The organism is Halomonas terrestris (assembly GCF_049166755.1).
Lineage (GTDB): Bacteria > Pseudomonadota > Gammaproteobacteria > Pseudomonadales > Halomonadaceae > Halomonas.
Window position 1 is genome coordinate 80,882 of the sequence record NZ_JBMHFZ010000008.1, and the last position, 21,401, is coordinate 102,282.

Below are 21,401 nucleotides of genomic sequence, written 5' to 3' on the forward strand. Positions count from 1 at the left end.
GAGCGGGTCTCACTCGTCTCCCAACGCGAGCAGTGACGCATTGCCGCCCAGCGCGGCGGTGTTGACGGTCACCGTCTTTTCCGTGGCGAAGCGCAGCAGGTAGTGCGGCCCGCCGGCCTTGGGCCCGGTGCCCGAGAGGCCCTGGCCACCGAAGGGCTGTACGCCCACGACGGCGCCGATGATATTGCGGTTGACGTAGACGTTGCCTGCCCGAATCTTCTGAGCAATCAGCTCGGCAAAGGATTCATTGCGGCTATGGACGCCGAAGGTCAGGCCATAGCCACGGTCGTTGATCGACGCGATCACCCGATCGATCTCGCTGGCCTTGTAGCGCACGATGTGCAGCACGGGGCCGAACTGTTCACGCTCCAGTGCCTCGATGCCGTCGATCTCGAAGGCGACGGGGGCGACGAAGGTGCCCCGGGAGGTGTGGGCCGGGTCGAGCCGGGTCTCGGCCAGCAGGCGGCCCTCGCTCTTGAGCCTCTCGATATGGGCCATCAGGCCCTTGCGGGCATCCTCGTCGATCACCGGGCCGACGTCGGTACCCAGGTCGCGGGGGTCACCGACGTGCAGCTCGGCCATGGCCCCGTCGAGGATCTCGAGGACGCGGTCGGCCACGTCGTCCTGCAGGTAGAGCACCCGCAGTGCCGAGCAGCGTTGCCCGGCGCTCTGGAAGGCGGACTGGATCACGTCGGCCACCACCTGCTCCGGCAGTGCGGTGGAGTCGACGATCATGGCGTTCATGCCGCCGGTCTCGGCGATCAGGGTCGGCAGCGGGGCGTGCTCCCTTGCCGCCAGCGCACGGTTGATGATCTGGGCGGTGTCGGTGCCGCCAGTGAACACCACGCCGGTGATGCGCGGGTCGGAGGTCAGCACGCTGCCCACGGTGGGACCGTCGCCGGGCAGCAGCTGGACCACGTCGCGTGGCATGCCGGCTTCATGGAGCAGCTCGATCACCCGGTGGGCGACGATGGACGTCTGCTCGGCGGGCTTGGCCAGCACGGTATTGCCGGCCACGGCCGCGGCCACCACCTGGCCGCAGAAGATCGCCACCGGGAAGTTCCAGGGGCTGATGGCGGCGAATACGCCCTTGCCCGACAGCATCAGCTCGTTGGACTCACCGGTGGGGCCGGGCAGCACGGTCGGCTCGCCGAACAGCTGCTCGGCGCGCATGGCGTAGTAGCGACAGAAGTCCACGGCCTCGCGGATCTCGTCGACGCCGTCGGTGAGCAGCTTGCCGCCCTCCAGGGAGCAGAGGGTCATCAGCTCGGCGAGGTTCTCCTCCAGCAGGTCGCCGAATCGGCGGATGATGCCGGCCCGCTCGGCCACGGGAGTGTCGTCCCAGCGCGGGAAGGCGGCCCAGGCGGCGTCCAGGGCCCTGGTGGCCTGGTCCGCGGTGGTCCACTGCACGCTGCCGACCTGGCGGTGGCGGTCGAAGGGGCAGGTGACCGTGTGGGTGCTGGCCGGCTCGCTACCGACGTCGAAGGCGAGCAGCGGGCCGACTTCCCAGGTCCTGTCCATGAAGCCGGACATCCTGTCCATCAGCGGCTGGTAATGGCTACGGATGTTCAGGTTCACCCCCTTCGAGTTGCGGCGCTTGTCGCCATAGATGTCCGCCGGCAGCGGAATGAGCGGGTTGGCCAGGTGCAGGTGCTGTTTCAGGGACTGCACCGGATGCTCGCAAAGGGACTCGACCGGGACCTTGGGGTCGACCAGCTGGTGGACGAAGGACGAGTTGGCGCCATTCTCGAGCAGGCGGCGCACCAGGTAGGGGAGCAGGTCCTTGTGGGCCCCCACCGGGGCATAGATGCGGCAGTAGGTCCCCCGGGGAGCCCGCTTCAGGGCGGCATCGTAGAGGGCCTCGCCCATGCCGTGCAGGCGCTGGAACTCGAAGGGGCGGGAGACATCGTTGGCCTGTTCGAGGATGGCGCTGATGGTGTGGGCATTGTGGGTGGCGAACTGCGGGAAGATGCGGCCGCGGGTGGCGTCGGAGAGCAGGAAGCGGGCACAGACCAGGTAGGCCACGTCGGTGCTCGCCTTGCGGGTATAGACGGGGTAGCCCTCGACGCCGAGCTGCTGGGACTCCTTGATCTCGGTGTCCCAGTAGGCGCCCTTGACCAGACGCAGGGGGATCTCGTCGCCCTGGCGATCGGCCAGGCGATTGAGATAGTGCAGCACCGGCAGGGCCCGCTTGGAGTAGGCCTGCACCACCAGGCCGAAATGGCCCCAGCCACGGCAGGTATCGCTCTCGTAGACGGCGCGGAACACCTCCAGCGACAGCTCCAGGCGGTCGACCTCCTCGGCGTCGACGGTCAGCGCCACGTCACGCTCGCGGGCCATGGCGGCGAGCTTCTTCACGCTGTCGACCAGCTCGTGCAGTACCTGCTCGCGGCGCCCGAACTCGTAGCGTGGATGCAGGGCCGAGAGCTTGATGGAGACCGAGGGGGCGGGGGTCTTCGCCGCCAGCGCCTTGCTGGTGTTGCCCACCCGCTCGATGGCGCGGGCGTAGTCGTCGAAGTACTTGCGGGCGTCGTTGCGGGTGCGCGCCGCCTCGCCGAGCATGTCGTAGGAGTAGGTGTAGCCCTTGTCGAACAGCGGCCTGGAGCGCTTGAGCGCCTCGTCGATATCGCGCCCCAGCACGAACTGCTTGCCCATCACCTTCATGGCCTCGAGCATGGCGCGTCGGATCACCGGCTCGCCCATGCGGTTGACCAGCTTGTTGATGAAGCCGCTGGGCTTGCCCTCCCTGGGCTTGTCCAGGGTCACCACGCGGCCGGTCATCAGCAGGCCCCAGGTGGAGGCGTTGACCAGCCAGGATTCGCTCTGGCCGAGATGGGCCTTCCAGTCGGCCGGGCCCAGCTTGTCCTCGATCAGGGCATCGGCGGTGGCCTTGTCGGGGATGCGCAGCATCGCCTCGGCGAGGCACATCAGCATCAGCCCCTCGTGGGTATCGAGGCTGTACTGCTGCAGCAGTTCGTCGATGGTGTCGACGGCGGTATCCATCTCACGGACTTCCCGCACCAGTTCCGCTGTCTTGCCGGCGATGCGACGGAAATCATCGGGGTTGGCACTCAGGGTATCGACCAGTTCACCCACGAAGGGCTCTTCATCGACCGCGTAATGATCGCTGATGCGTGCGAAGAGGGTGTCGAGATCCTGTTGCCAGGTGGCGGTGTCCAGCATGTCGTTGGAAGTCAGCATGAAAGGTCCCCTGGTGAGTCGTCGGACGGAGGGTCGCCGGATTGCCGGCAGGCGCGCCCGCTCCGTGGACACGGCGTTATCCTGACTGTAGGAGCCTGGGGCGGCGGTTGCTTGTCGATTCCGCGGGGATGCTTGTCGATTTCGCCGCTGGTGGGGAAAAGATGACGCGAGGGTTAGACTTTGGTCTAGGTATATGCTTGCGACCGCCAGCCCGTGGACGGGTCAGGCGAGGGCCCGGGAGTGGCCGGTGGCGAGACGGCTCGATCCGCGCAACTTGCTGGGGGGCTGGCCGAAGGCTTCGCGGCAGGCGTGGGAGAGCGCGCTCTGATTGGAGAAGCCGGTCAGGGCGGCGACTTCCGAGAGGGGCAGCCGGCTGTCCCTCAGCAGGCGGTGTGCGGCCTCCAGGCGCTTGCGGCGCACGTACTGCCAGGGCGTCATGCCGGTCTGCTGGCGGAAGCAGTGGCGGAAGTGCGTTTCGCTCAGGCAGGCTTCACGGGCCAGATCGCCCACGCTCAGCTTGCTCGGGAGGTGGCGCTCGATGTAGCGGTCGAGCCGACGCAGGTCGATGCGGCGATGGCCGGGTTCGGTTGTGTCGGCCAGGCGGGCATGCAGGCAGCCGAGCAGGGTGGCGGCAAGGCGATCCCCCTGGGTGGCGGTCCCGGAGGCGGGGGAGACGGCCAGCTCGTGCAGCAGGAAGTCGAGATAGCGCCTCAGGGGGTCGTCCAGGGTGAAGAAGCGCGGGGCATCGAAGAGCCGGGCCAGTTCGTGGTGAAAGCCGGTCAGCGAGGGGGCCTGGGCGGACAGGTCGAGGATCAGCTGGCGGTTGTCGCCGGTGCCGGCGTAGTAGTGCACATGGTTGGCCGGCACGATGCAGCCTGACAGCGCCGAGATCGATCCGCCCAGTCCCTCGATCTCGAATTCCGCCTGGCCACGCAGCCCTATCACGATCTGGTGAAAGTCGTGGTCGTGGTGCTGGGTGGCGGTATCGAGGGGGATCTGGCGAATGGTGCTGGGCATGGCGGTTCCCGTCCCGGACGGTGTCGGCATGAGTGTATCAGTTTAGCTGAAGAGGAGGGGAAGCCTGTCGCCGCCGGTCAGGGGCGGTGAGGCATCCGGTGCATTCGGCAGCGGGTGGGCTCACGACTCGTTGCGCTTACGCTCCTGCAGGTCGGCATGGGCCGCCAGGTGCCTGCGCAGGGCCGCGAGCTCCTCGCGCCCTGTGCTGTCGAGCAGCGGGCGGCCCTGGGCCTTGCGCCAGTGGCGACCGTGCTCCTCCATCAGCTGTCGGGCGCGCCGGCGTATGCTGTCCAGATAGTCGTCATGGCGAATCGGGTAATCGATGATGGCATTCCATTCACCCTCGTCGACACGATCCTCCAGCGCCTTGTCGAAGAGCGCGAGCAGATGGTGGGGCTCGGTGCGATAGCGGGGCGTGCCGGAGAGCAGCAGGATGGCGATCATGCCACCGAAGATCAGCAGGCAGACGGCAAAGACCAGCAGTGAGAGTGCCATGGCATGACCCGCGCATCGGGCGCCCTGCGCTCCCGGTGCGGGAGGCATTCCACGGGAGAACTGGGACGTCGTGGAGCGGGTGAAGGGAATCGAACCCTCGTCTTAAGCTTGGGAAGCTTCTGCTCTACCATTGAGCTACACCCGCGACGCGGTTTCGATAGTAAATCCAACGGCTTATGTTTTGCAAGCCGTCTCGCGCTTTTCCCGGCTTCGGCTCGATAAGTGCTTGTTTTGCCGTCGGGCCGGCGATGCCGGGCGTGAAGGAAAGAAAAATTTGCCCCGGTTGAGAACTTTTCGCTTCGCTGCTGTCAGAAGTGGCACAGGCAACAGCGCGATAGCAGTCGCTAACACTGTTGTTCTGGCTCGCAGTTTCGATCGATTCTTGCCGCCCCGGGAACGGGGCGGCTTTTTTATATGTGCGCGGAGCGGGGTGATGGCGGGATGACGGTGCCGGCCGGTGACGGGGGCGGGACGGTTCAGTTGTGGCGCATGCGCAACACCGCGCTGAGCACGTCGCGGCGGGTGACGATGCCGACCAGGCGCCCCTGCTCGACGACGGGGTAGACCTTGGGCTTGGCGCCCAGCATTTCCTGGGCCAGGTCGGTGATGCTCTTGTTCGGCGTCACGGAGAGTACCTCGTTGCGCATCAGGTCACTGACCAGCGGCGGCTCGTCGTTGAGGTAGGAACTCTCCAGCACCTTGCCCATCACGTCCTGCTCCGAGATGAAGCCGATCAGGTGGTCGCGCTCGTCGACGACCGGGACCCCGGGCAGGCGGTGCAGTGCCAGGCCTTCGGCCAGGGTGGATACCGAGGTCTTGCCGGTAACCCGGTAGCAGTCACGGGACATGATCTCGCGAACGGTGGTGGGGGCCTTGTTGGGCATGGCGTTTCTCCTTGTGCCGGCGATGAATGCCTGTTACCACGGGGCGGTGTCGGTACCCGGGGCGTTCCCTCCCGGAGGCACCGGGCTTCCTGCCGCGCCGGCGCCGGGCCCGTGGTCGGGGCTCGACCTCAGCATAGCCGACTCGCGGGTTGGCCAGGGTCGAGCGTCAAGCGTCCCTGCCAACGGTGTGGGCTACCGCCGCGACCCGTGCGGGTCACGCGGTATCGGAACCCGTCGGGCGGGATCGGCTCGAATATAGTACAACGCTCATGTCGGCCGGGGCGTGTCCTCGGTCCTTGACCACTACCACCAAGTGACGGAGGTCGCCATGGATGCCCGTGATTACCTCGCCAGGAAAGGCCTGAGCGGAGAGTGGGACGAGGAGCGGCCCAATACACTGGAGGAGAAGGCCTGGGCCAGGGCCCGGGAAGCTGGCGATCATCGTCCCCGGGCCGGCACGCCCCATGACTGGGAAGACTGGGAGCGTTTCCACGACGAGCTGGCCGAGGGGGCCGGGGAGATCGAGCAGAAGATCGACCATGACGCTCATCGCCAGGCCATCGAGCATGGGGCGGACGAAACCGTACAGCACTTCACGCCGGCGGCGGGACCCCGCGCTCGAGTCGACATGCCGGCCGACGAGCCTGCGTCGCCGCCCCGGCCTGCGCCCGTCGAGCCACGGGCCGCGCTGAAGGCGCTGGCGGTGCTGCTGCCGCCCCTCGCCGTCGGACTCGCCCGTGGTGGCGGACAGCGTATTGCCCTCAACCTGTTGCTCACCCTGCTCGGCTGGTTGCCCGGTGTCGGCCATGCCCTCTGGTGGCTGGGGCGGCAGGGAGCCGGCCGCGTGCGTTGATGCCGCCATCGATACGCGTATAATTCCGGTCAACTTTCATTGTTCCAGGAGTTGACCGTGGGCCATCTCGTCGGCGTCACCGTGCTGTGGGCCTTCTCGTTCTCGCTGATCGGCGTCTACCTGGCCGGCCAGGTCGATAGCTACTTCGCCGTCCTCACCCGTATCGCCCTGGCGGCGCTGGTGTTTCTTCCCTTCCTGCGCCCGTCACTGTTGCGTGGCCGCCAGCGCCTGGCACTGATGGGGCTGGGTGCCGTCCAGCTCGGCATGATGTACATCTTCTTCTACCAGTCCTTCCTGCTGCTCTCGGTGCCCGAGGTGCTGCTCTTCACCATCTTCACCCCGCTCTATGTCACCCTGCTCGACGACGCCCTGTTCGGCCGCTTCACGCCCTTCTATCTCGTCACTGCCGCCCTGGCCGTGGCGGGGGCGGCGGTGATCCGCTACCAGGGCATCGACAGCGGTTTCTGGCTGGGCTTCCTGGTGGTGCAGGGTGCCAATCTCTGCTTCGCCCTGGGTCAGGTGGGATACCGCCGACTGTCGGTGGAACTGCCGACGACGCTGCCCCGGCACAGCATCTTCGCCTGGTTCTACCTGGGGGCCCTGGTCGTGGCCCTGCCGGCCTTCGCCCTGCTCGGCAATACCGCGGCGCTGCCGACCACCGGTCTCCAGTGGGGCGTGCTCGCCTGGCTGGGGCTGGTCGCATCGGGCCTGGGCTATTTCCTCTGGAACCTGGGTGCCACCCGCGTCGATGCCGGGGCGCTGGCGATCATGAACAATGCCCTGATCCCCGCCGGGCTGCTGGTCAACCTGGTGATCTGGAACCGTGATGCCGACCTGCCGCGCCTGGCCCTGGGCGGGGCGATCATCGTCGGATCGCTGGTGCTCAACGAGTGGTGGCTGAAGCGGCGTGCCCTCCAGGCCGCCTGACCCGGTTTGCCGGGGGGCGGGCCAGTCGCCATAATGAGCGGCTGCGATGCGAGAGGCCCCTCCATGCCATCCGAACAGAGTTCCCCGACGGGGCGCGACAAGGCGCCCTTTCGCAACATCGGCCTGATCGGCCGCCTGGGCAGCGCCAAGGTGGTCGAGACCCTCAAGCGCCTGATGCGTTTCCTGGACGAGGGCGGGTTTCACGTCATCATCGAGGATCGCACCGCCACGGTGCTGCTCGATCATGGCCATCCCGAGGCCAGCCGGCGCATGCTCGGCGAACTCTGCGACCTGGTGATCGTGGTCGGTGGCGACGGCAGCCTTCTGGGTGCGGCGCGTACCCTCTGTCACAGCGGTACCCTGGTGCTGGGCGTCAATCGCGGGCGCCTGGGGTTTCTCACCGACATCTCGCCCGATGAGCTCGAGGCCAGGGTCGGTGAGGTGCTCGAGGGACGCTACGAGGTGGAGGAGCGCTTCCTGCTGGATGCCGAACTGCATCGCGACGGCGTGCTGTCGGGCAGCGGCGATGCGCTCAACGAGGTGGTGATCCACCCCGGCAAGGCCGTGCGCATGATTGAGTTCGAGCTGTTCATCGATGGCCAGTTCGTCTACAGCCAGCGCAGCGATGGCCTGATCGTGGCCACGCCCACCGGCTCGACCGCCTACTCGCTCTCCGGGGGTGGCCCCATCATGCACCCCAGGCTCGACGTGGTGACCCTGGTGCCGATGTTCCCCCACACCCTGTCGAGTCGCCCCATCGTCATCGATGCCGCCAGCGAGATCCGCGTACACATCGGCGAGACCAATCAGACTTATCCCCACATCAGCTGCGACGGCCAGACCCGTGCGGTGGCCAAGCCCGATGATGTGCTGGTGATCCGTCGCAAGCCGCAGCGGGTACAGCTGGTGCACCCCCTGGGCCATAATTTCTACGAGGTCCTGCGCAGCAAGCTGGGCTGGAGCAATCGCCTGGGGGACTGACGTGAAGACACAGGCCAGGATCGAGGGCTACGACCTGATCGGCGACGTGCATGGCTGCGGCGCCACGCTGGCGGCCCTGCTCGAGAAGCTCGGCTACCACCAGCGCGGCGGGGTCTACCGGCATCCGCGTCGCCGGGTGATCTTCCTCGGCGACCTGATCGACCGTGGCCCGCGCATCCGCCTGGCGGTGACCATCGCCCGGCGCATGGTGGAGGAGGGCGAGGCCCTCATCGTCATGGGCAACCACGAGTACAACGCCCTGGCCTATTGCCACCGGGCCCCGGCGGGGCTGGGTCGGGAGTGGCTGCGTGGCCATACGCCGCGCCACAACCGCATCATCAAGGAGACCCTGGAGCAGTTCCGCGACCATCCCCAGGAGTGGGAGGAGGCACTGGCTTGGTTTCTCGACATCCCGCTCTGCCTGGAGCGCGATGGCCTGCGGGTGGTCCACGCCTGCTGGGATGCTCCCTTGGTCGATGCGCTGCGGCGCGACCGGCCGGATGCCCGTATCGACGAGGACTTCCTGGTGGAGTCGGTGACGCCCGGCACCCGGGCCTTCCGCATCCTCGACCGGCTCACTCGAGGCACCCATATCCCGCTTCCCGAGGGCGTGGAGATCCACTCCGGCGACGGTTTCACCCGGCGCAGCTTTCGTGCCCACTTCTGGGCACGACAGCCGCAGACCTGGGGCGATGTGGTCTTCCAGCCCGACAACCTGCCGGGCGACCTGGAGCAGCGGGCGCTGACTGCCGAGGAGCGCGCCAGGCTCAGCCACTACGGGCCCGATGAGCCCCCGCTGTTCATCGGCCACTACTGGTGCGAGGGCATTCCGGCGCTGCCCGCCGGCAATGTGGCCTGCCTCGACTACAGTGCGGTCAAGTTCGGTCGCCTGGTGGCCTATCGCTGGAGCGGCGAACGCCGGCTGGATGCCAATCACTTCGCCTGGATCCGGGTACCCCGCGAGGAGCAGGCCCGACCGCAGCCCTGGGAGATCGATTTCGATTGATACAATTCTTTACTCGAAAATCTCGACGATGGAGTGAACTCCTCGACGCCAGGACCATCAGAGTAGGTGTTCCCTTGAATGATCCCTTGCTCTTGTCCGGCGGCCCCCTCCGCCGGATTTTTTCTGTGTGTCCCTCCGGTGTCACGGCACGCCGGGGACGAGAACTGCTGGAGCTGCCATGTACCGGGTAATCCTGCTGCCGCCTGATGCCGATACCCGTGAGCTGCGGCGGGCGCTGTGGGCCCACCGTATCGGCCATCGCCTGACCGAGGAGGCGGAGGGGCAGGTGCTGTGGCTGGTCGATCCCGCCCAGCACGAGGCGATGCTGCGCCTGCTCGAGCGCTGGCAGCGCGGCGAGCCGGTGATGCCGGAGCGCCGCCAGGCCGCGGCATCCGGGGGGGCTGGCCTGATGGCCCCCTTCCGCCAGGCACCGGTCACCGCGACCACCCTGGCGCTCTGCCTGCTGGTGTTCGCCGTGATGGGCGTGCTCGGCGACCTGGTCATCGCGGCACTGGCCATCGTGCCGCTCGGCGTGGTCAACGGGAGCCTGGCCTTCGGCAGCCTTCCCGAGGCGCTCGCCTCCGGGCAGGTATGGCGCCTGCTGTCGCCGGCCTTCCTGCACTTCGGCTGGATGCACCTGATCTTCAACATGCTGTGGCTGTGGTACTTCGGTCGGCAGGTCGAGGTGCTGCAGGGCAGCGGGCGCATGCTGACCATCCTGCTCACCGCGGGCATCGGCGCCAACCTGGCCCAGTATGCCACCGGGACGGTGCTGTTCGGCGGCATGTCCGGCGTCGACTTCGCGCTGCTCGGCTACGTGTGGCTGATGTCGCGGCGGGCGCCCCGCAGCGGCTTCTTCGTGCCGCAGATGCTGGTGGTCTTCATGCTCGGCTGGATGCTCTTCACCATGACCGACATGGCGGCCGCGGTGGGCTTCGGCAACGTGGCCAACGAGGCGCACCTGGGCGGGCTGGTCGTGGGCCTGGCACTGGGCTGGTATCATTCCGGCAAGGCGCGCCGTTACCACTGAGAGAATCTTCGATGAGCGATATGACCTTCGAGCACATGATCCGGCAGATGACCCCGGCCATCTACGAGAGCCTCAAGCAGGCCGTGGCCCTGCGCAAGTGGCCGGACGGGCGGCGGCTCACCGCCGAGCAGACCGAGCTCTGCCTGGAGGCGGTCATCCGCTACGAAGCGGAGAACAGGGTGCCCGAGGAGCAGCGGGTCGGCTATCTCCAGCAGCGCACCTGCGGCGGGTCGAGCAGTGGCACCGACGTGCCGCCCGAGCTGGCGGGGCTGGCCCGGGATGCGACCCGTGACTGAATCGACCAGGATCGATGCCGTCACCCCCTTGCAGGGCTGCCTGACCAAGATGGCCATCGCCCCCGGTGCCGCGGGCGAGGCGGCGCGCTATACCCTGCGGGTCGGCGAACAGCGCCTCGAGCTCAACGAACGCCTCGGTCGGCCGTTCAGGCTGGCGTGGACCGGCGCCATCGCCTGCACCCACTGCGGCCGGGCGACGAAGAAGAGCTTCGCCCAGGGCTACTGCTACCCCTGCTTCAAGACGCTCGCCCAGTGCGACACCTGCATCATGAAGCCCGAACTCTGCCACTACTTCGCCGGCACCTGCCGCGAGCCGGAGTGGGGCGAGCGCCACTGCTTCCAGCCCCATGTGGTCTACCTGGCCAACGCCTCGGGGCTCAAGGTGGGTATCACCCGCGGCACCCAGGTGCCCACCCGCTGGCTCGACCAGGGGGCGGTGCAGGCGCTGCCGATCCTCGAGGTGGACACCCGCCAGCAGTCGGGTTTCGTCGAGGTGCTGTTCAAGGAGGAGGTCTCGGATCGCACCAACTGGCGTGCGATGCTCAAGGGAGGGACCGAGTCCCTGGACCTGGTCGCCGAGCGCGACCGTCTGCTGGCGCGCCTGGAAGGCGGCCTTGCCAACCTGCGCGAGCGCTTCGGTGCGGAAGCCATCCGCGTGCTCGACGCGTCGCCGGTGGCCTTCGACTACCCGGTGCTCGAGTTCCCCACCAAGGTGGTCTCCCATAACCTCGACAAGAGCCCCGAGGTGACCGGCACCCTGCTGGGCCTCAAGGGGCAGTACCTGATCCTCGACAGCGGGGTGATCAACCTGCGCAAGTACACCGGGTACGAGGTCAGGGTCGCCGCGTGATCTCTCGGCTATCCTGACGGCAGTGCTTTTTCCGGCAGCCGACAGGGGAGCCCTCATGACCGATACCATGCGCACCATGCGCCTGCACGCCTCGGGCCAGTCCCTGGTGCCGGAGGCGATTCCCCGCCCTGCACCCGGTCGCGGCGGGGTACAGCTGCGCGTGCTGGCCTGCGGGGTGTGTCGCACCGACCTGCACGTGGTGGACGGTGAGCTGCCCGACCCGCGCCTGCCGCTGGTGCCCGGCCACGAGATCGTCGGCGAGGTCACGGTACTGGGCGAGGGCGTCACGGGGGTGGCGGTCGGCCAGCGGGTGGGCGTGCCCTGGCTGGGCTGGACCTGCGGCGAGTGCGAACCCTGCCGCCGGGGCGAGGAGAACCTCTGCGAACACGCCGAGTTCACCGGCTACACCCGTGACGGTGGCTATGCGGAGTACGCCGTGGCCGACGCCCGCTACTGCTTCCCCGTGCATGACGAGGATGCCCAGGCGACCGCACCGCTGCTCTGCGCGGGGCTGATCGGGTACCGCACCTGGCGGCTGGCCGGCGGCGAGGAGAATCGGAAACTCGGTATCTATGGCTTCGGGGCCGCCGCGCATATCCTCGCCCAGCTGGCACGGGCCCGTGGCCAGCGGGTCTTCGCCTTCACCCGCCCCGGCGACGACGAGGCCCAGGCCTTCGCCCGTCGTCTCGGTGCCGAGTGGGCTGGCGGCAGCGACGAGGCGCCGCCCGAGCCGCTGGACGCCGCCCTGCTGTTCGCCCCGGTGGGCGATCTCGTTCCCGCCGCGCTCTCCCAGGTGCGTCCCGGCGGCGTGGTGGTCTCCGGCGGCATCCACATGTCCGACATCCCGAGCTTCCCCTATCGCCTGCTGTGGGAGGAGCGTTCGGTGAAGTCGGTGGCCAACCTCACTCGCCGCGACGGCGAGGAGTTCCTGGCGCTGGCCCCCGGGGTGCCGATCCGCACCGAGACCCGCGCCTATCCGCTGGCGGAGGCCAACCGGGCACTGGACGACCTGCGCGAGGGGAGGCTCTCCGGCGCCGCGGTGCTGATTCCCTGAGCCGATCCTCGCCGCCGAATCACGACGGGCCCCTCTCGAGGGGCCTGTCTTGGGTGGCAACGTCAGAGATCAACCGGGGTCGGCGACGGTGGGGTAGGGGTTGTCCGGCATCAGCGTGCGCGGCAGCGCCGGGCGTCGCGCGCCCTCCTTGGGGCCGTAGTACTCGGCGAGATAGTCGAGGATGGTCTCCTCTGTCTCGGCCTGGAACTCCCAGAGCCCCTGGGTATCCTGCATCCAGCGGATCAGCTTCTCCCAGTGGTTGCGAGAGCCGCTGTTCTGGGTCACCAGGTTGGCCGAGTGGCAGGCGACGCAGTTGTCGCGCACCGTCTCCCAGCCCTCGGCCTTGACCAGGCCGGTGTCCGGGTCCGTTTCCTGGGCGCCTGCCCCCAGGGGAAGGCAAAGCAGGGTCATCCCCAGCGCGGGCACGGTGAGTGCGTGTAAAGGCTTCATGGTTACCTCCTAGGCCACCTGGACCGCGATGCGGTGGCAGGCGTTGTTGAGGTAACCCTTGGGGTTCCAGCCCGGGACGACCATGGGCTGAGCGCGGCCATCCTCGTCGGTGGCCCTGGCCCACACCTCGTAGTAGCCGGGCTCGGGGAACTCCACCGTGGTGGTCCAGCGCTGCCAGGCCAGACGGTTGGGCGGTGCCTTCAGGTCGGCCTTCTGCCAGGTGGCGCCGAAATCGATGGAGACGTGCACCTCCTCCACGGCAAGGTCGCCGGCCCAGGCATGGCCGCGAACCGTCATGGTCTCGCCGAGGGCATGGTCGATGCCGGACTTCGGGAAGGTGACCAGCGACTTCACCGGCATCGACTCGATGGTGACGAAGTCTTCCTCGGGTACATTGCTGCCCGGCGCCACCGGGTGCTTGGGCACGCTGTAGGAGGGGGCGGCCATCTTGGTGCCGTCATGCTTCTGGTTGCGGATCACGATGCGCTGCAGCCACTTGCCGGATACCGACCCCGGCCAGCCGCCACACACCACGCGCAGCGGGTGGCCATTGAGGTAGGGAATGTCCTCGCCGTTCATCGCCCAGGCGATCAGCGACTCGTCCTCGAGGGCCTTGGACATGGGCACGCCACGGGAGATCGGGTCCTTGTTGGGGTCGCCGCTGGCATGGGTATCGGCGCCGTAGTAGCCGATGTAGACGGCGTCCTCCTTGATCCCGCAGGCCTCGAGCACGTCGCGCAGTCTCACCCCGGTGAAGGTCGGGCAGGCCACCGCGCCGGTGGTCCACTGGTTGCCGCTGGCCGAGGGCACGTACTCGCTGCGGCCATTGCCGCCGCACTCCACCTGGAGCTGGTAGGTGTGGTGCTCGAATCGCTCCTTGAGGTCGGCGATCGAGAAACTCTGGGGGGTCTCGCAGGACTCCCCGCCGATCTCCAGCTGCCAGGCATCGACATCGATGTTCTCCACCGCCGGTGGTATGCCGTTGTTGCGCACGAACATGTGCTTCGCCGGGGTGATGTCGTCGTCGAGCAGGTGAGGGGGCGTCTCGGCGTTGATCGGGCGGTCGTTGAGGACGGTCAGTCCCTCCTTGCCTTCCAGGGTGAAGGGTTCGTCGCTCTGGGCCAGGGCGGCGGGGATGAGCCCGCCCGGCATGCGGTCGGCGAAGGGGATGGAGCCGCCCACGGCGGCGGCCATGGCGAGCAGGCTGGAGCGTTTCAGGAAGCCGCGGCGGCTGACGGGGTCGACCTCGCGGCCCCAGAGCTTGCGATCCGCGGCCACGGGATCCTCGGCGTAGAGCTCATGGATGCCGCGTGTCCTGGTATCGGGGGGTTGTCTTGTCATGGCTGGACTCCTGGCAGGCTCTGGCATGCCTGATGCAGGTCGTCCTGTGCGCATGCCGGGCCGGTGTTGTGATTGTCTTGCCGAAGTGCTCCATCACTCCATGTCTTACGATATTCCAGCATAGCAGCGAATCGCGGGGCGCAAGCCCGCCCCTTACTCGAACAGGTCGCCCTGGACGCGGGGCGGTCGAAACGCCGTGGTGTCCAGCTGCATGGCCTCGCTGGTGGTGGGGTCGTTGAACCCGAGCCGCCGGCAGGCCTGGCGGAAGCGTTGTTCGAGCAGGTCGGCGAATACCCCCTCGCCACGCATCCGGTGGCCGAAACGCGAGTCGTAGTCCGCGCCGCCGCGGCACTGGCGGATGAGGCTCATCACCTTGCCCGCTCGCTCGGGATAATGGGCCTCGAGCCACGCCTCGAACAGCGGGGCGACCTCGCGGGGCAGGCGCAGCAGCATCCAGCCCGCGGTGGCGGCCCCGGCCTCCCGGGCCGCCTCGAGCAGGCCTTCCAGTTCGTGATCGGTGAGGCCGGGAATCACCGGTGCCACCAGGGTGCCCACCGGCACGCCCGCGGCATCGAGTTCGCGTATCACGCGCAGGCGTGCCCGGGGCGAGGCGGTACGCGGCTCCAGGGAACGCTTGAGGTGGCGGTCGAGGCTGGTCAGGCTGACGAGGACCCGTACCAGGCGATGTTCGGCCATCTCGGCGAGCAGCTCGCGGTCGCGCAGCACCAGGGCGCTCTTGGTCACCAGGGTGACGGGGTGGCGGTACTCGAGCAGCAGTTCCAGGACCGCGCGCGTGGTTCTTCTCTCGGCCTCCAGCGGCTGGTAGCAGTCGGTGTTGCCCGAGAGGTTGATCGGCCGGCAGACATAGCCGGGCTTGCACAGGGCTTCCTCCAGACGTTCGACCAGGCCGGTCCGGGCGATCAGCTTCGTCTCGAAGTCCAGCCCCGGCGAGAGGTCCCAGTAGGCGTGGCTGGGGCGGGCATAGCAGTAGATGCAGCCATGCTCGCAGCCGCGGTAGGGGTTGATCGAGCGGTCGAAGGGCAGGTCGGGCGAGGTGTTCCACGACAGGGCACTGCGGGTGCGCTCGTCGCGGACCTCGGTGGCCAGCCGTTCGGGCACTTCCTCCTGCCACCAGCCGTCGTTCTCACGCTCGCTGGCGGTCGGCGCGAAGCGGTTGCGGGGGGAGAAGGTGGCGCCTCGTCCCTTGCGGACCCTGGCATCGGGGGCGTGGTTCATGTGCATGACGGCCCTTGATATACTGTATGCATGGACAGTATAGGAGGGTGTCGGCGGGATGTCAGCCGTCACGCGGAGGATGGCCATGACTCTGGTAACATGAGCGCCCCGACATGGACGACCTGCCTGGAGCGGCACCGTGACCGAGATTCCCCTGCCCAGACCCGCACCCGACCGCCGCCTCGGCGAGCGCGTCGGCGCCTACCTCGACACCCTCACCAAGCCACCCGGCAGCCTGGGCCGCCTGGAGCGACTCGCGGTGGACCTGGCGGTGATGACCGGTGAGGCCTTCCCCCGGGTCACCCCGCCCGGGGTGCTGGTCTTCGCCGCCGACCATGGCGTCGCCGACGAGGGCGTCTCGGCCTTTCCCCGCGAGGTGACGGCCCAGATGGTGGCCAACTTCGTCGCCGGTGGGGCGGCAATCAACGTCTTCGCCCGGCAGCTCGGGGCGCGACTCGAAGTGATCGATGTCGGGGTGGCCAGCGAGATTGCCGGCGAGGGCGTCGTCGACGAGAAGGTGCGGCCAGGCACGGCGAATATCGCCCGCCAGGACGCCATGAGCCGGCGCGAGGCCGAGGCGGCCATCGCGGCCGGCCGGCGTGCCGCCGGGCGTGCCGTCGACGCCGGTTGCCGCTGCCTGATCATCGGCGAGATGGGCATCGCCAACACCACCGCCAGCAGCGCCGTGCTGGCGGTACTGAGCGGCGAGCCGGTGGCTGGGCTGGTGGGACGCGGCACCGGCATCGATGACGCCCGCCTGGCCCACAAGCGGATGGTGATCGAGGACGCGATCGCCGCCCGGGCCCCCGATCCCGGGGATCCCCTCGGGGTGCTGGCGAGCCTCGGCGGCCTGGAGATCGCCGCCATGACCGGCGCCTGCCTGGAGGCCGCGGTGCGACGGGTGCCGCTGCTGGTCGATGGTTTCATCGCCACCCTGGCGGCCCTGGTGGCCTGCCGGCTCGCGCCGGGGGTGCGCGACGGCCTGATCTTCGGGCATCGCTCCCGGGAGCCGGGGCATGACGTGGCCCTGGCAGTGCTCGACGCCGAGCCGCTGCTCGATCTCGAGTTGCGCCTGGGCGAGGGCACCGGGGCGGCGCTGGCCTTCCCGCTGCTGGAGGCGGCCTGCCGCATGCTGGCGGAGATGGCCACCTTCACCGATGCCGGGGTGGCCGGCGGCGAGCAGGCATGAGCCAGGCGCCCCTGAGCCTGCCCTTGCTGGGCCTGGTGCTGGCGGCCATTGCCGTGGACCTTCTGCTCGGTGACCCTCGCCGCCTGCCCCATCCGGTGGTGGGCATGGGGCGGGTGATCCGCCTGCTCGAACGGTCCTGGAACGGTGGCTCGCCCCGCGCACGGCGCCTCAAGGGAGCGCTGATGACGGCCGTGGTGGTGCTCGGCGTCTACGCACTCGCCTGGGGGCTGCTCGCGGCACTGGGCCGACTGAGCCCCTGGCTGGCCCTGGTCGCTGAGCTCTGGCTGCTGGCCACGACCCTTGCCATCAAGGGCCTCGGCGATGCCGCCCGCGCGGTAGCCGAACCTCTCGGCCGCGGCGACCTGCCGGGCGCCCGGCGGGCCCTGTCGATGATCGTCGGGCGTGACACGGCGGAACTGGGCGAGGACGGGATCACTCGGGGGGCCGTGGAGACCGTGGCCGAGAACACCGTCGACGGCATCACCGCGCCGCTGTTCTGGGCGCTGCTCGGCGGGGCGCCGCTGGCACTGGCCTACAAGGCGGTCAATACCCTCGACTCGATGGTTGGCTACCGCAACCCGCGCTACGCGGACTTCGGCTTTGCGTCGGCGAAGCTCGACGACCTGGCCAACTGGTTGCCGGCGCGCTTCACCGCGCTGGCGATCTGGCTGGTGGCCTGGGGCATGCCCGGCATGGCGGCCCGTGGTGCCCTGGCCGCCACCTGCCGCGAGGCACCGCGTCATCCCAGCCCCAACGCCGGCTGGCCCGAGGCGATGGTGGCCCGGCTGCTGGGCGTGCAGCTGGGCGGCACCAACCACTATCGGGGCGAGGCCTCGCACCGTGCCACCCTGGGCGAGCCTCGCGAGCCACTGGGCGTGGCCCATATCGCTGCGGCGATTCGCCTGATGCACGGGGGCTGGCTGGCGTTCCTGGCGATGCTGCTGCCGGTGTTGCTGGCGAGGGAGTGGCTGGCATGACGCGACGCGACACACCATGGCCGGACCATGGCGGGCAGGCGGCACCACTGCTGGCACGCTACGGCCTGCCGCCCGATCATCCGGTGCTCGACTTCAGTGCCAATATCAACCCGCTGGGGCCACCGGCCTGGCTACCCCGGCGACTGGGCGAGGCGCTTCCCGGCGCGGTCGAGTACCCCGATCCCCTCTACCGTGAGGCATGCGCGGCCATCGCCGAGTCCGAGGGCATCCCCCCCGACCGGGTGCTGCTGACCAATGGCGGGGTCGAGGCGGTCTTCCTGGCCGCGGCACTGCACGCCGGGGGGCGTGCGGCCATCCTTCAGCCGACCTTCTCCGAGTATGCCCGGGCCTGTCGACACCAGGGACTTCCGGTGGATGCACTTCGCCTGGAGGGGAAGCGCTTCGAGCTGGACGAGTCGGCCGCACGAGCGGCCCTGGCACGCTGCGACGTGCTGTTCCTGTGCAGGCCCAACAACCCCACCGGCACCCTGATCCCGCGCGAGGCTCTCGAGCGCTTGCTGGCGGCCGGCCTCGAGCAGGGGTGTACCCTGGTGGTCGACGAGGCGTTCATCGACTTCGTGATGCCCGACGAGCGCCTGACACCGCTGCTGGCGACCTGGCCGAACCTGATCCTGCTGCGCTCGCTGACCAAGCTCTACGCCATCCCCGGGCTGCGCCTGGGCTACCTGCTCGGCAGCGCCGGGACGGTGGCGCGCGCCCGAGCGCGGCAGATGCCCTGGAGCGTGAACCACCTCGCCGCCAGCCTGGTGGCGCCGTTGCTGGCCGATCACGGCTTCCTCGACCGTACCCGGCGCTGGTTCGCGGCCGAGCAGCCGAGGCTGCAGGCCGGACTGTCCGCAGCGGGCCTCGAGGTGATCCCGAGTCGGGCCAACTTCTTCCTGGTACGGCCGGCGTCGGAGCCCGAAGCGACGGCAGGGCAATCGTCGATACACATGACGCAAGAGCCGGGGACGGGTCGAAGAGGGGGGCATTTGCCATGGGTGAGGCGGACTCCGCCGAACGGGTTGGCCATGGATGGCCAACCCCGGTCCTGCAAGCGGAGCAGGATGCGAGAGCGAAGCAGGGCAAATGTAGCGCCCGGGAAGGGGGTCATGGCGCCTCCTCGAAGACCTGTTGACGGCTCAATTCAGGCGATAATGCCAACGGCAATAGCTCTGGCGACAACGGAGGCCCTCTTCGAGCACCTGCTGCGCTCGGGCATCCTGGCCCGGCACACCCGCAATTTCCCCGGCCTCGACGGCGGCTGGCTGCGCCTGGCGCTGCGCGGCCGCGCTGACAACGACAGGCTGCTGCAGGCCCTGGCCGCCGGGAGGCCGGGATGATCGCCTTCGTCGGCGGCGGGGCGCGCTCCGGCAAGAGCACCTTCGCCGAGCGGCTGGCCCGGCAGTGGCATCGCGAGCGCGGTGGCCAGCGCTGCTACCTGGCCACCGCCCGGGCCTCCGACGACGAGATGGCGGCACGCATCCTCCGGCATCGTCACGAGCGAGGCGACGGCTGGATCACCCTGGAGGCACCGCTGGCGATCGACGAGGCCCTGGCCGGGATCGAGGCCGGGAGTACCGTGCTGCTCGACTGCCTGACCCTGTGGGCGAGTCAGTGGCTCTTCGCCGGCGGCGGCAGCGAGGCAGAGGGAGAGGCGCTGCTGGCCCGGGTGATCGAGAGGGCCCGGGCGCGTGATATTGCCCTGGTGGTGGTCTCCAACGACATCAACGAGGACCTGCCACCGCGTCATCCCGGGGCGTGGCGCTATCTCGCCTTCCTGCAGCGGCTGCACCGGCAACTGGCCCGCGAGGCCGACCGGGTGGTCGAGGTGGTCGCCGGCCTGCCCATCGACTGGAAGGACATGACATGAAGCGTGCGGGCTACGGACTGCTGCTGGCGATCCAGTTCCTGACCCGACTGCCGGTACCGGTCGAGTGTCCCTGGAATGCGGCCACCAGCCGCTGGGCGGTACGCTGCTACCCGCTGGTGGGGCTGCTGCTCGGCGCGCTGCTGGCCGGGGTGAGCGTGGTGCTGCATGACCGGCTCCCCACACCGTTGCTGGCGCTGCTGCTGCTCAGCCTGTGGGTGGCGCTCTCCGGCGGCCTGCACCTGGATGGCCTGATGGACGTGGCCGATGCGCTGGGCAGCAATGCCCCCCTGGCACGACGCTGGGCGATCATGAAGGATCCGCAGGTGGGCAGTTTCGCCATCCTGGCGCTGGTCTTCCTGCTGGCCTGGAAGGGCGTGCTGCTGTGGGCGCTGCTGGAGGCGCGGACCAGCCCGCTGCTGATCGCCCTGATACCGGCGCTGGGGCGCCTCGGCGCGGTAGCGCTGCTGGTGCTGGCCCCGGCGGCGCGAGCCGAGGGGCTGGCCTGGGCCTGGAAGGCGCACCTGCGCCGCCGGGACCTCTGGCTGTCGCTGATACCCCTGGCCCTGGCGTTGCCGTGGCTGCCGGACGGGTCGCTGCTGCTCGGCGGCCTGCTGGTCGCGCTGTCGAGCTTTCTGCTGATATACGGAGCGCTGATGATGCGCGCCTTCAAGGGCATCAACGGCGATATCGTCGGTGCCGCCATCGAGGGAGGAGAACTATGGCTGCTGCTGATCGCCTGGAGCTGGTGGTCGTTCGTCATGGCCTGACGGCCTGGAACCGGGAGCGCCGCTACCAGGGGCAGCGCGACATTCCGTTGCTGCTGCCCGAGGCACGGCCCGGTCTGGACCGGCTGCGCGAGGCGCTGGCGGGGCAGGACTTCGATGCCGTGTACGCCAGCGACCTGATGCGTTGTCGCCAGACCCTGGCACACGTGCTGGTCGGCCGGCGGGTCGGCGTCGAGCCGCGCTTCGATGCGCGCCTGCGCGAGCTCGATTTCGGCGATTACGAGGGCCGGTGCTACGAAGAGCTCCAGGCACTGCCTGCCTACCGCGCCTGGATCGACAGCGCCGGCGAACAGGCGCCGCCGGGCGGTGAGTCGACCGCCGCCCTGCGGAGTCGCCTCGATGCCTGGCTGTCCGAACTCTTCGCCGCTGTCGACAGGCGTGCTCGCCGTCGCGTGCTCACGGTGACCCACGGCGGGGTGATCCGGGAACTGCGCCGGCGCTTCGAGGCGATCGATTTCTGGGCGGGCAGCGTCGGGCAGGCCGAGGGGCGCGAGTTCGTGTTCACCCATCACGAGGGAGGCTGGCAATGCAGCTCTTCATCGGCGGTGCCTGCGCCGGCAAGCGTGACGCGGTAGACCGGCGCTTTCCCGCGGCGAGCTGGCATCGGCTCGCGCCCGGCCGGCCGCTGGCCGATTGGCGTCGCCAGGCGCCTCCCGGCGCGGTGCGGGTGGTGACCGGCTGGCTCGACTGGCTGGAGGCCGCCCTCGAGGCGAGTGCCGACGACGAAACCCTGCGCCAGCAGCTCGCAGCCGAGCTCGATGCCCTCTGCGTCGACGAGCGTCGCTTCGGCACCCCGGTGGTAGTGATCCTGCCGGAAGTGGGCCGCGGTATCGTGCCCATGGCGCCCGGCGACCGCCGGCTGCGCGACCTGGCCGGCTGGCTGTGCCAGGATGCCGCGGCCCGGGCCGAGCGGGTCTGGTACGTGCGCCATGGACTGGTGCAGCGGCTGGGCTGAG

General features: G+C 68.9%; 22 protein-coding genes and 1 tRNA gene. 15 read left to right on the forward strand and 8 right to left on the reverse strand.

Features of this window, described 5'->3' with window-relative positions; genetic code table 11:
• Positions 1 to 9: 9 nt before the first annotated feature.
• The 5 genes from putA to ACOMD9_RS09970 form a co-directional block, all read right to left on the reverse strand.
• Positions 10 to 3,201 (reverse strand): bifunctional proline dehydrogenase/L-glutamate gamma-semialdehyde dehydrogenase PutA, encoded by a 3,192-nt coding sequence (gene putA / locus ACOMD9_RS09950; protein ID WP_421414298.1) that lies wholly within the window; start codon positions 3,199 to 3,201, stop codon positions 10 to 12.
• A gap of 222 nt (positions 3,202 to 3,423) precedes the next feature.
• Complete coding sequence (locus ACOMD9_RS09955) at positions 3,424 to 4,218, reverse strand: helix-turn-helix transcriptional regulator (RefSeq protein ID WP_421414300.1); 795 nt, start codon at positions 4,216 to 4,218, stop codon at positions 3,424 to 3,426.
• 120 nt (positions 4,219 to 4,338) lie between these two features.
• The gene (locus tag ACOMD9_RS09960; RefSeq protein ID WP_421414302.1) at positions 4,339 to 4,713 is read right to left on the reverse strand and encodes a hypothetical protein; all 375 of its coding nucleotides are present in this window, start codon (positions 4,711 to 4,713) and stop codon (positions 4,339 to 4,341) included.
• Positions 4,714 to 4,784: 71 nt separating this feature from the next.
• A tRNA-Gly gene (locus ACOMD9_RS09965) sits at positions 4,785 to 4,858 on the reverse strand.
• A 331-nt stretch (positions 4,859 to 5,189) separates the two neighbouring features.
• Complete coding sequence (locus ACOMD9_RS09970) at positions 5,190 to 5,597, reverse strand: CBS domain-containing protein (RefSeq protein ID WP_421414304.1); 408 nt, start codon at positions 5,595 to 5,597, stop codon at positions 5,190 to 5,192.
• Positions 5,598 to 5,925: 328 nt separating this feature from the next.
• Between ACOMD9_RS09970 and ACOMD9_RS09975 the strand changes: the two genes are divergently transcribed.
• From ACOMD9_RS09975 to ACOMD9_RS10010, 8 genes are all read left to right on the forward strand, one after another.
• On the forward strand, positions 5,926 to 6,450 hold the full coding sequence (locus ACOMD9_RS09975) for a YqaE/Pmp3 family membrane protein (protein ID WP_421414305.1): 525 nt from the start codon (positions 5,926 to 5,928) through the stop codon (positions 6,448 to 6,450).
• 57 nt (positions 6,451 to 6,507) lie between these two features.
• Positions 6,508 to 7,377, forward strand: coding sequence for a carboxylate/amino acid/amine transporter (locus tag ACOMD9_RS09980; protein ID WP_421414306.1), 870 nt, complete (start codon positions 6,508 to 6,510; stop codon positions 7,375 to 7,377).
• Positions 7,378 to 7,440: 63 nt separating this feature from the next.
• Positions 7,441 to 8,358 (forward strand): NAD(+) kinase, encoded by a 918-nt coding sequence (locus ACOMD9_RS09985; protein WP_421414307.1) that lies wholly within the window; start codon positions 7,441 to 7,443, stop codon positions 8,356 to 8,358.
• Between the two features lie 19 nt (positions 8,359 to 8,377).
• Positions 8,378 to 9,364 (forward strand): metallophosphoesterase, encoded by a 987-nt coding sequence (locus tag ACOMD9_RS09990; protein ID WP_421414447.1) that lies wholly within the window; start codon positions 8,378 to 8,380, stop codon positions 9,362 to 9,364.
• A 178-nt stretch (positions 9,365 to 9,542) separates the two neighbouring features.
• A complete protein-coding gene (locus tag ACOMD9_RS09995; protein ID WP_421414309.1) occupies positions 9,543 to 10,394 on the forward strand; it encodes a rhomboid family intramembrane serine protease in 852 nt (283 codons plus the stop codon).
• A gap of 11 nt (positions 10,395 to 10,405) precedes the next feature.
• Positions 10,406 to 10,690, forward strand: coding sequence for a YeaC family protein (locus ACOMD9_RS10000; protein WP_421414311.1), 285 nt, complete (start codon positions 10,406 to 10,408; stop codon positions 10,688 to 10,690).
• Positions 10,691 to 10,739: 49 nt separating this feature from the next.
• Complete coding sequence (locus tag ACOMD9_RS10005; protein WP_421414449.1) at positions 10,740 to 11,540, forward strand: DUF2797 domain-containing protein; 801 nt, start codon at positions 10,740 to 10,742, stop codon at positions 11,538 to 11,540.
• A gap of 55 nt (positions 11,541 to 11,595) precedes the next feature.
• The gene (locus ACOMD9_RS10010; protein WP_421414313.1) at positions 11,596 to 12,594 is read left to right on the forward strand and encodes a zinc-dependent alcohol dehydrogenase family protein; all 999 of its coding nucleotides are present in this window, start codon (positions 11,596 to 11,598) and stop codon (positions 12,592 to 12,594) included.
• 69 nt (positions 12,595 to 12,663) lie between these two features.
• Here ACOMD9_RS10010 and ACOMD9_RS10015 read toward each other — a convergent pair whose 3' ends face one another.
• The 3 genes from ACOMD9_RS10015 to ACOMD9_RS10025 all read right to left on the reverse strand — a co-directional run bounded on the left by ACOMD9_RS10015 (position 12,664) and on the right by ACOMD9_RS10025 (position 15,621).
• Positions 12,664 to 13,044, reverse strand: a complete 381-nt coding sequence (locus ACOMD9_RS10015; protein ID WP_421414315.1) for a hypothetical protein — start codon at positions 13,042 to 13,044, stop codon at positions 12,664 to 12,666.
• 9 nt (positions 13,045 to 13,053) lie between these two features.
• A complete protein-coding gene (locus ACOMD9_RS10020) occupies positions 13,054 to 14,385 on the reverse strand; it encodes a sulfite oxidase (protein WP_421414317.1) in 1,332 nt (443 codons plus the stop codon).
• Between the two features lie 153 nt (positions 14,386 to 14,538).
• Entirely contained in the window at positions 14,539 to 15,621 is a 1,083-nt protein-coding gene (locus ACOMD9_RS10025; RefSeq protein ID WP_421414319.1) for a PA0069 family radical SAM protein, read from the reverse strand.
• A gap of 148 nt (positions 15,622 to 15,769) precedes the next feature.
• Between ACOMD9_RS10025 and cobT the strand changes: the two genes are divergently transcribed.
• The 7 genes from cobT to ACOMD9_RS10060 are packed head-to-tail and all read left to right on the forward strand — an operon-like array spanning position 15,770 to position 21,400.
• The gene (cobT, locus tag ACOMD9_RS10030) at positions 15,770 to 16,810 is read left to right on the forward strand and encodes a nicotinate-nucleotide--dimethylbenzimidazole phosphoribosyltransferase (protein ID WP_421414451.1); all 1,041 of its coding nucleotides are present in this window, start codon (positions 15,770 to 15,772) and stop codon (positions 16,808 to 16,810) included.
• The gene (gene cbiB / locus ACOMD9_RS10035; RefSeq protein ID WP_421414320.1) at positions 16,807 to 17,787 is read left to right on the forward strand and encodes an adenosylcobinamide-phosphate synthase CbiB; all 981 of its coding nucleotides are present in this window, start codon (positions 16,807 to 16,809) and stop codon (positions 17,785 to 17,787) included. The genes cobT and cbiB overlap by 4 nt, the downstream gene beginning before the upstream one ends.
• The gene (locus tag ACOMD9_RS10040) at positions 17,784 to 19,130 is read left to right on the forward strand and encodes a pyridoxal phosphate-dependent aminotransferase (protein WP_421414323.1); all 1,347 of its coding nucleotides are present in this window, start codon (positions 17,784 to 17,786) and stop codon (positions 19,128 to 19,130) included. Before cbiB ends, ACOMD9_RS10040 begins: the two co-directional genes overlap by 4 nt.
• Positions 19,127 to 19,660, forward strand: a complete 534-nt coding sequence (locus ACOMD9_RS10045) for a bifunctional adenosylcobinamide kinase/adenosylcobinamide-phosphate guanylyltransferase (protein WP_421414325.1) — start codon at positions 19,127 to 19,129, stop codon at positions 19,658 to 19,660. Before ACOMD9_RS10040 ends, ACOMD9_RS10045 begins: the two co-directional genes overlap by 4 nt.
• Complete coding sequence (gene cobS, locus ACOMD9_RS10050) at positions 19,657 to 20,427, forward strand: adenosylcobinamide-GDP ribazoletransferase (protein WP_421414327.1); 771 nt, start codon at positions 19,657 to 19,659, stop codon at positions 20,425 to 20,427. The genes ACOMD9_RS10045 and cobS overlap by 4 nt, the downstream gene beginning before the upstream one ends.
• Positions 20,379 to 21,020 (forward strand): histidine phosphatase family protein, encoded by a 642-nt coding sequence (locus tag ACOMD9_RS10055; RefSeq protein ID WP_421414330.1) that lies wholly within the window; start codon positions 20,379 to 20,381, stop codon positions 21,018 to 21,020. The genes cobS and ACOMD9_RS10055 overlap by 49 nt, the downstream gene beginning before the upstream one ends.
• Positions 20,972 to 21,400: a bifunctional adenosylcobinamide kinase/adenosylcobinamide-phosphate guanylyltransferase gene (locus ACOMD9_RS10060; protein ID WP_421414332.1), complete on the forward strand. Its 429-nt coding sequence runs from the start codon at positions 20,972 to 20,974 to the stop codon at positions 21,398 to 21,400. Before ACOMD9_RS10055 ends, ACOMD9_RS10060 begins: the two co-directional genes overlap by 49 nt.
• The last annotated feature ends 1 nt before the right edge of the window (position 21,401 follow it).

Excerpts from the sequence above, each read along its gene's own strand:
- ACOMD9_RS10000 (WP_421414311.1), top strand. The coding sequence starts at position 10,406 with ATGAGCGATATGACCTTCGAGCACATGATCCGGCAGATGACCCCGGCC.
- ACOMD9_RS10055 (WP_421414330.1), top strand. The coding sequence starts at position 20,379 with ATGGCTGCTGCTGATCGCCTGGAGCTGGTGGTCGTTCGTCATGGCCTG.
- ACOMD9_RS10015 (WP_421414315.1), bottom strand. The coding sequence starts at position 13,044 with ATGAAGCCTTTACACGCACTCACCGTGCCCGCGCTGGGGATGACCCTG.
- ACOMD9_RS09995 (WP_421414309.1), top strand. The coding sequence starts at position 9,543 with ATGTACCGGGTAATCCTGCTGCCGCCTGATGCCGATACCCGTGAGCTG.
- ACOMD9_RS09960 (WP_421414302.1), bottom strand. The coding sequence starts at position 4,713 with ATGGCACTCTCACTGCTGGTCTTTGCCGTCTGCCTGCTGATCTTCGGT.
- cbiB (WP_421414320.1), top strand. The coding sequence starts at position 16,807 with ATGAGCCAGGCGCCCCTGAGCCTGCCCTTGCTGGGCCTGGTGCTGGCG.
- cobS (WP_421414327.1), top strand. The coding sequence starts at position 19,657 with ATGAAGCGTGCGGGCTACGGACTGCTGCTGGCGATCCAGTTCCTGACC.
- putA (WP_421414298.1), bottom strand. The coding sequence starts at position 3,201 with ATGCTGACTTCCAACGACATGCTGGACACCGCCACCTGGCAACAGGAT.
- ACOMD9_RS10040 (WP_421414323.1), top strand. The coding sequence starts at position 17,784 with ATGACGCGACGCGACACACCATGGCCGGACCATGGCGGGCAGGCGGCA.
- ACOMD9_RS09955 (WP_421414300.1), bottom strand. The coding sequence starts at position 4,218 with ATGCCCAGCACCATTCGCCAGATCCCCCTCGATACCGCCACCCAGCAC.
- ACOMD9_RS09985 (WP_421414307.1), top strand. The coding sequence starts at position 7,441 with ATGCCATCCGAACAGAGTTCCCCGACGGGGCGCGACAAGGCGCCCTTT.
- ACOMD9_RS10010 (WP_421414313.1), top strand. The coding sequence starts at position 11,596 with ATGACCGATACCATGCGCACCATGCGCCTGCACGCCTCGGGCCAGTCC.
- ACOMD9_RS10025 (WP_421414319.1), bottom strand. The coding sequence starts at position 15,621 with ATGAACCACGCCCCCGATGCCAGGGTCCGCAAGGGACGAGGCGCCACC.
- ACOMD9_RS09970 (WP_421414304.1), bottom strand. The coding sequence starts at position 5,597 with ATGCCCAACAAGGCCCCCACCACCGTTCGCGAGATCATGTCCCGTGAC.
- ACOMD9_RS10020 (WP_421414317.1), bottom strand. The coding sequence starts at position 14,385 with ATGACAAGACAACCCCCCGATACCAGGACACGCGGCATCCATGAGCTC.
- ACOMD9_RS09975 (WP_421414305.1), top strand. The coding sequence starts at position 5,926 with ATGGATGCCCGTGATTACCTCGCCAGGAAAGGCCTGAGCGGAGAGTGG.
- ACOMD9_RS10045 (WP_421414325.1), top strand. The coding sequence starts at position 19,127 with ATGATCGCCTTCGTCGGCGGCGGGGCGCGCTCCGGCAAGAGCACCTTC.
- ACOMD9_RS10005 (WP_421414449.1), top strand. The coding sequence starts at position 10,740 with ATGGCCATCGCCCCCGGTGCCGCGGGCGAGGCGGCGCGCTATACCCTG.
- ACOMD9_RS10060 (WP_421414332.1), top strand. The coding sequence starts at position 20,972 with ATGCAGCTCTTCATCGGCGGTGCCTGCGCCGGCAAGCGTGACGCGGTA.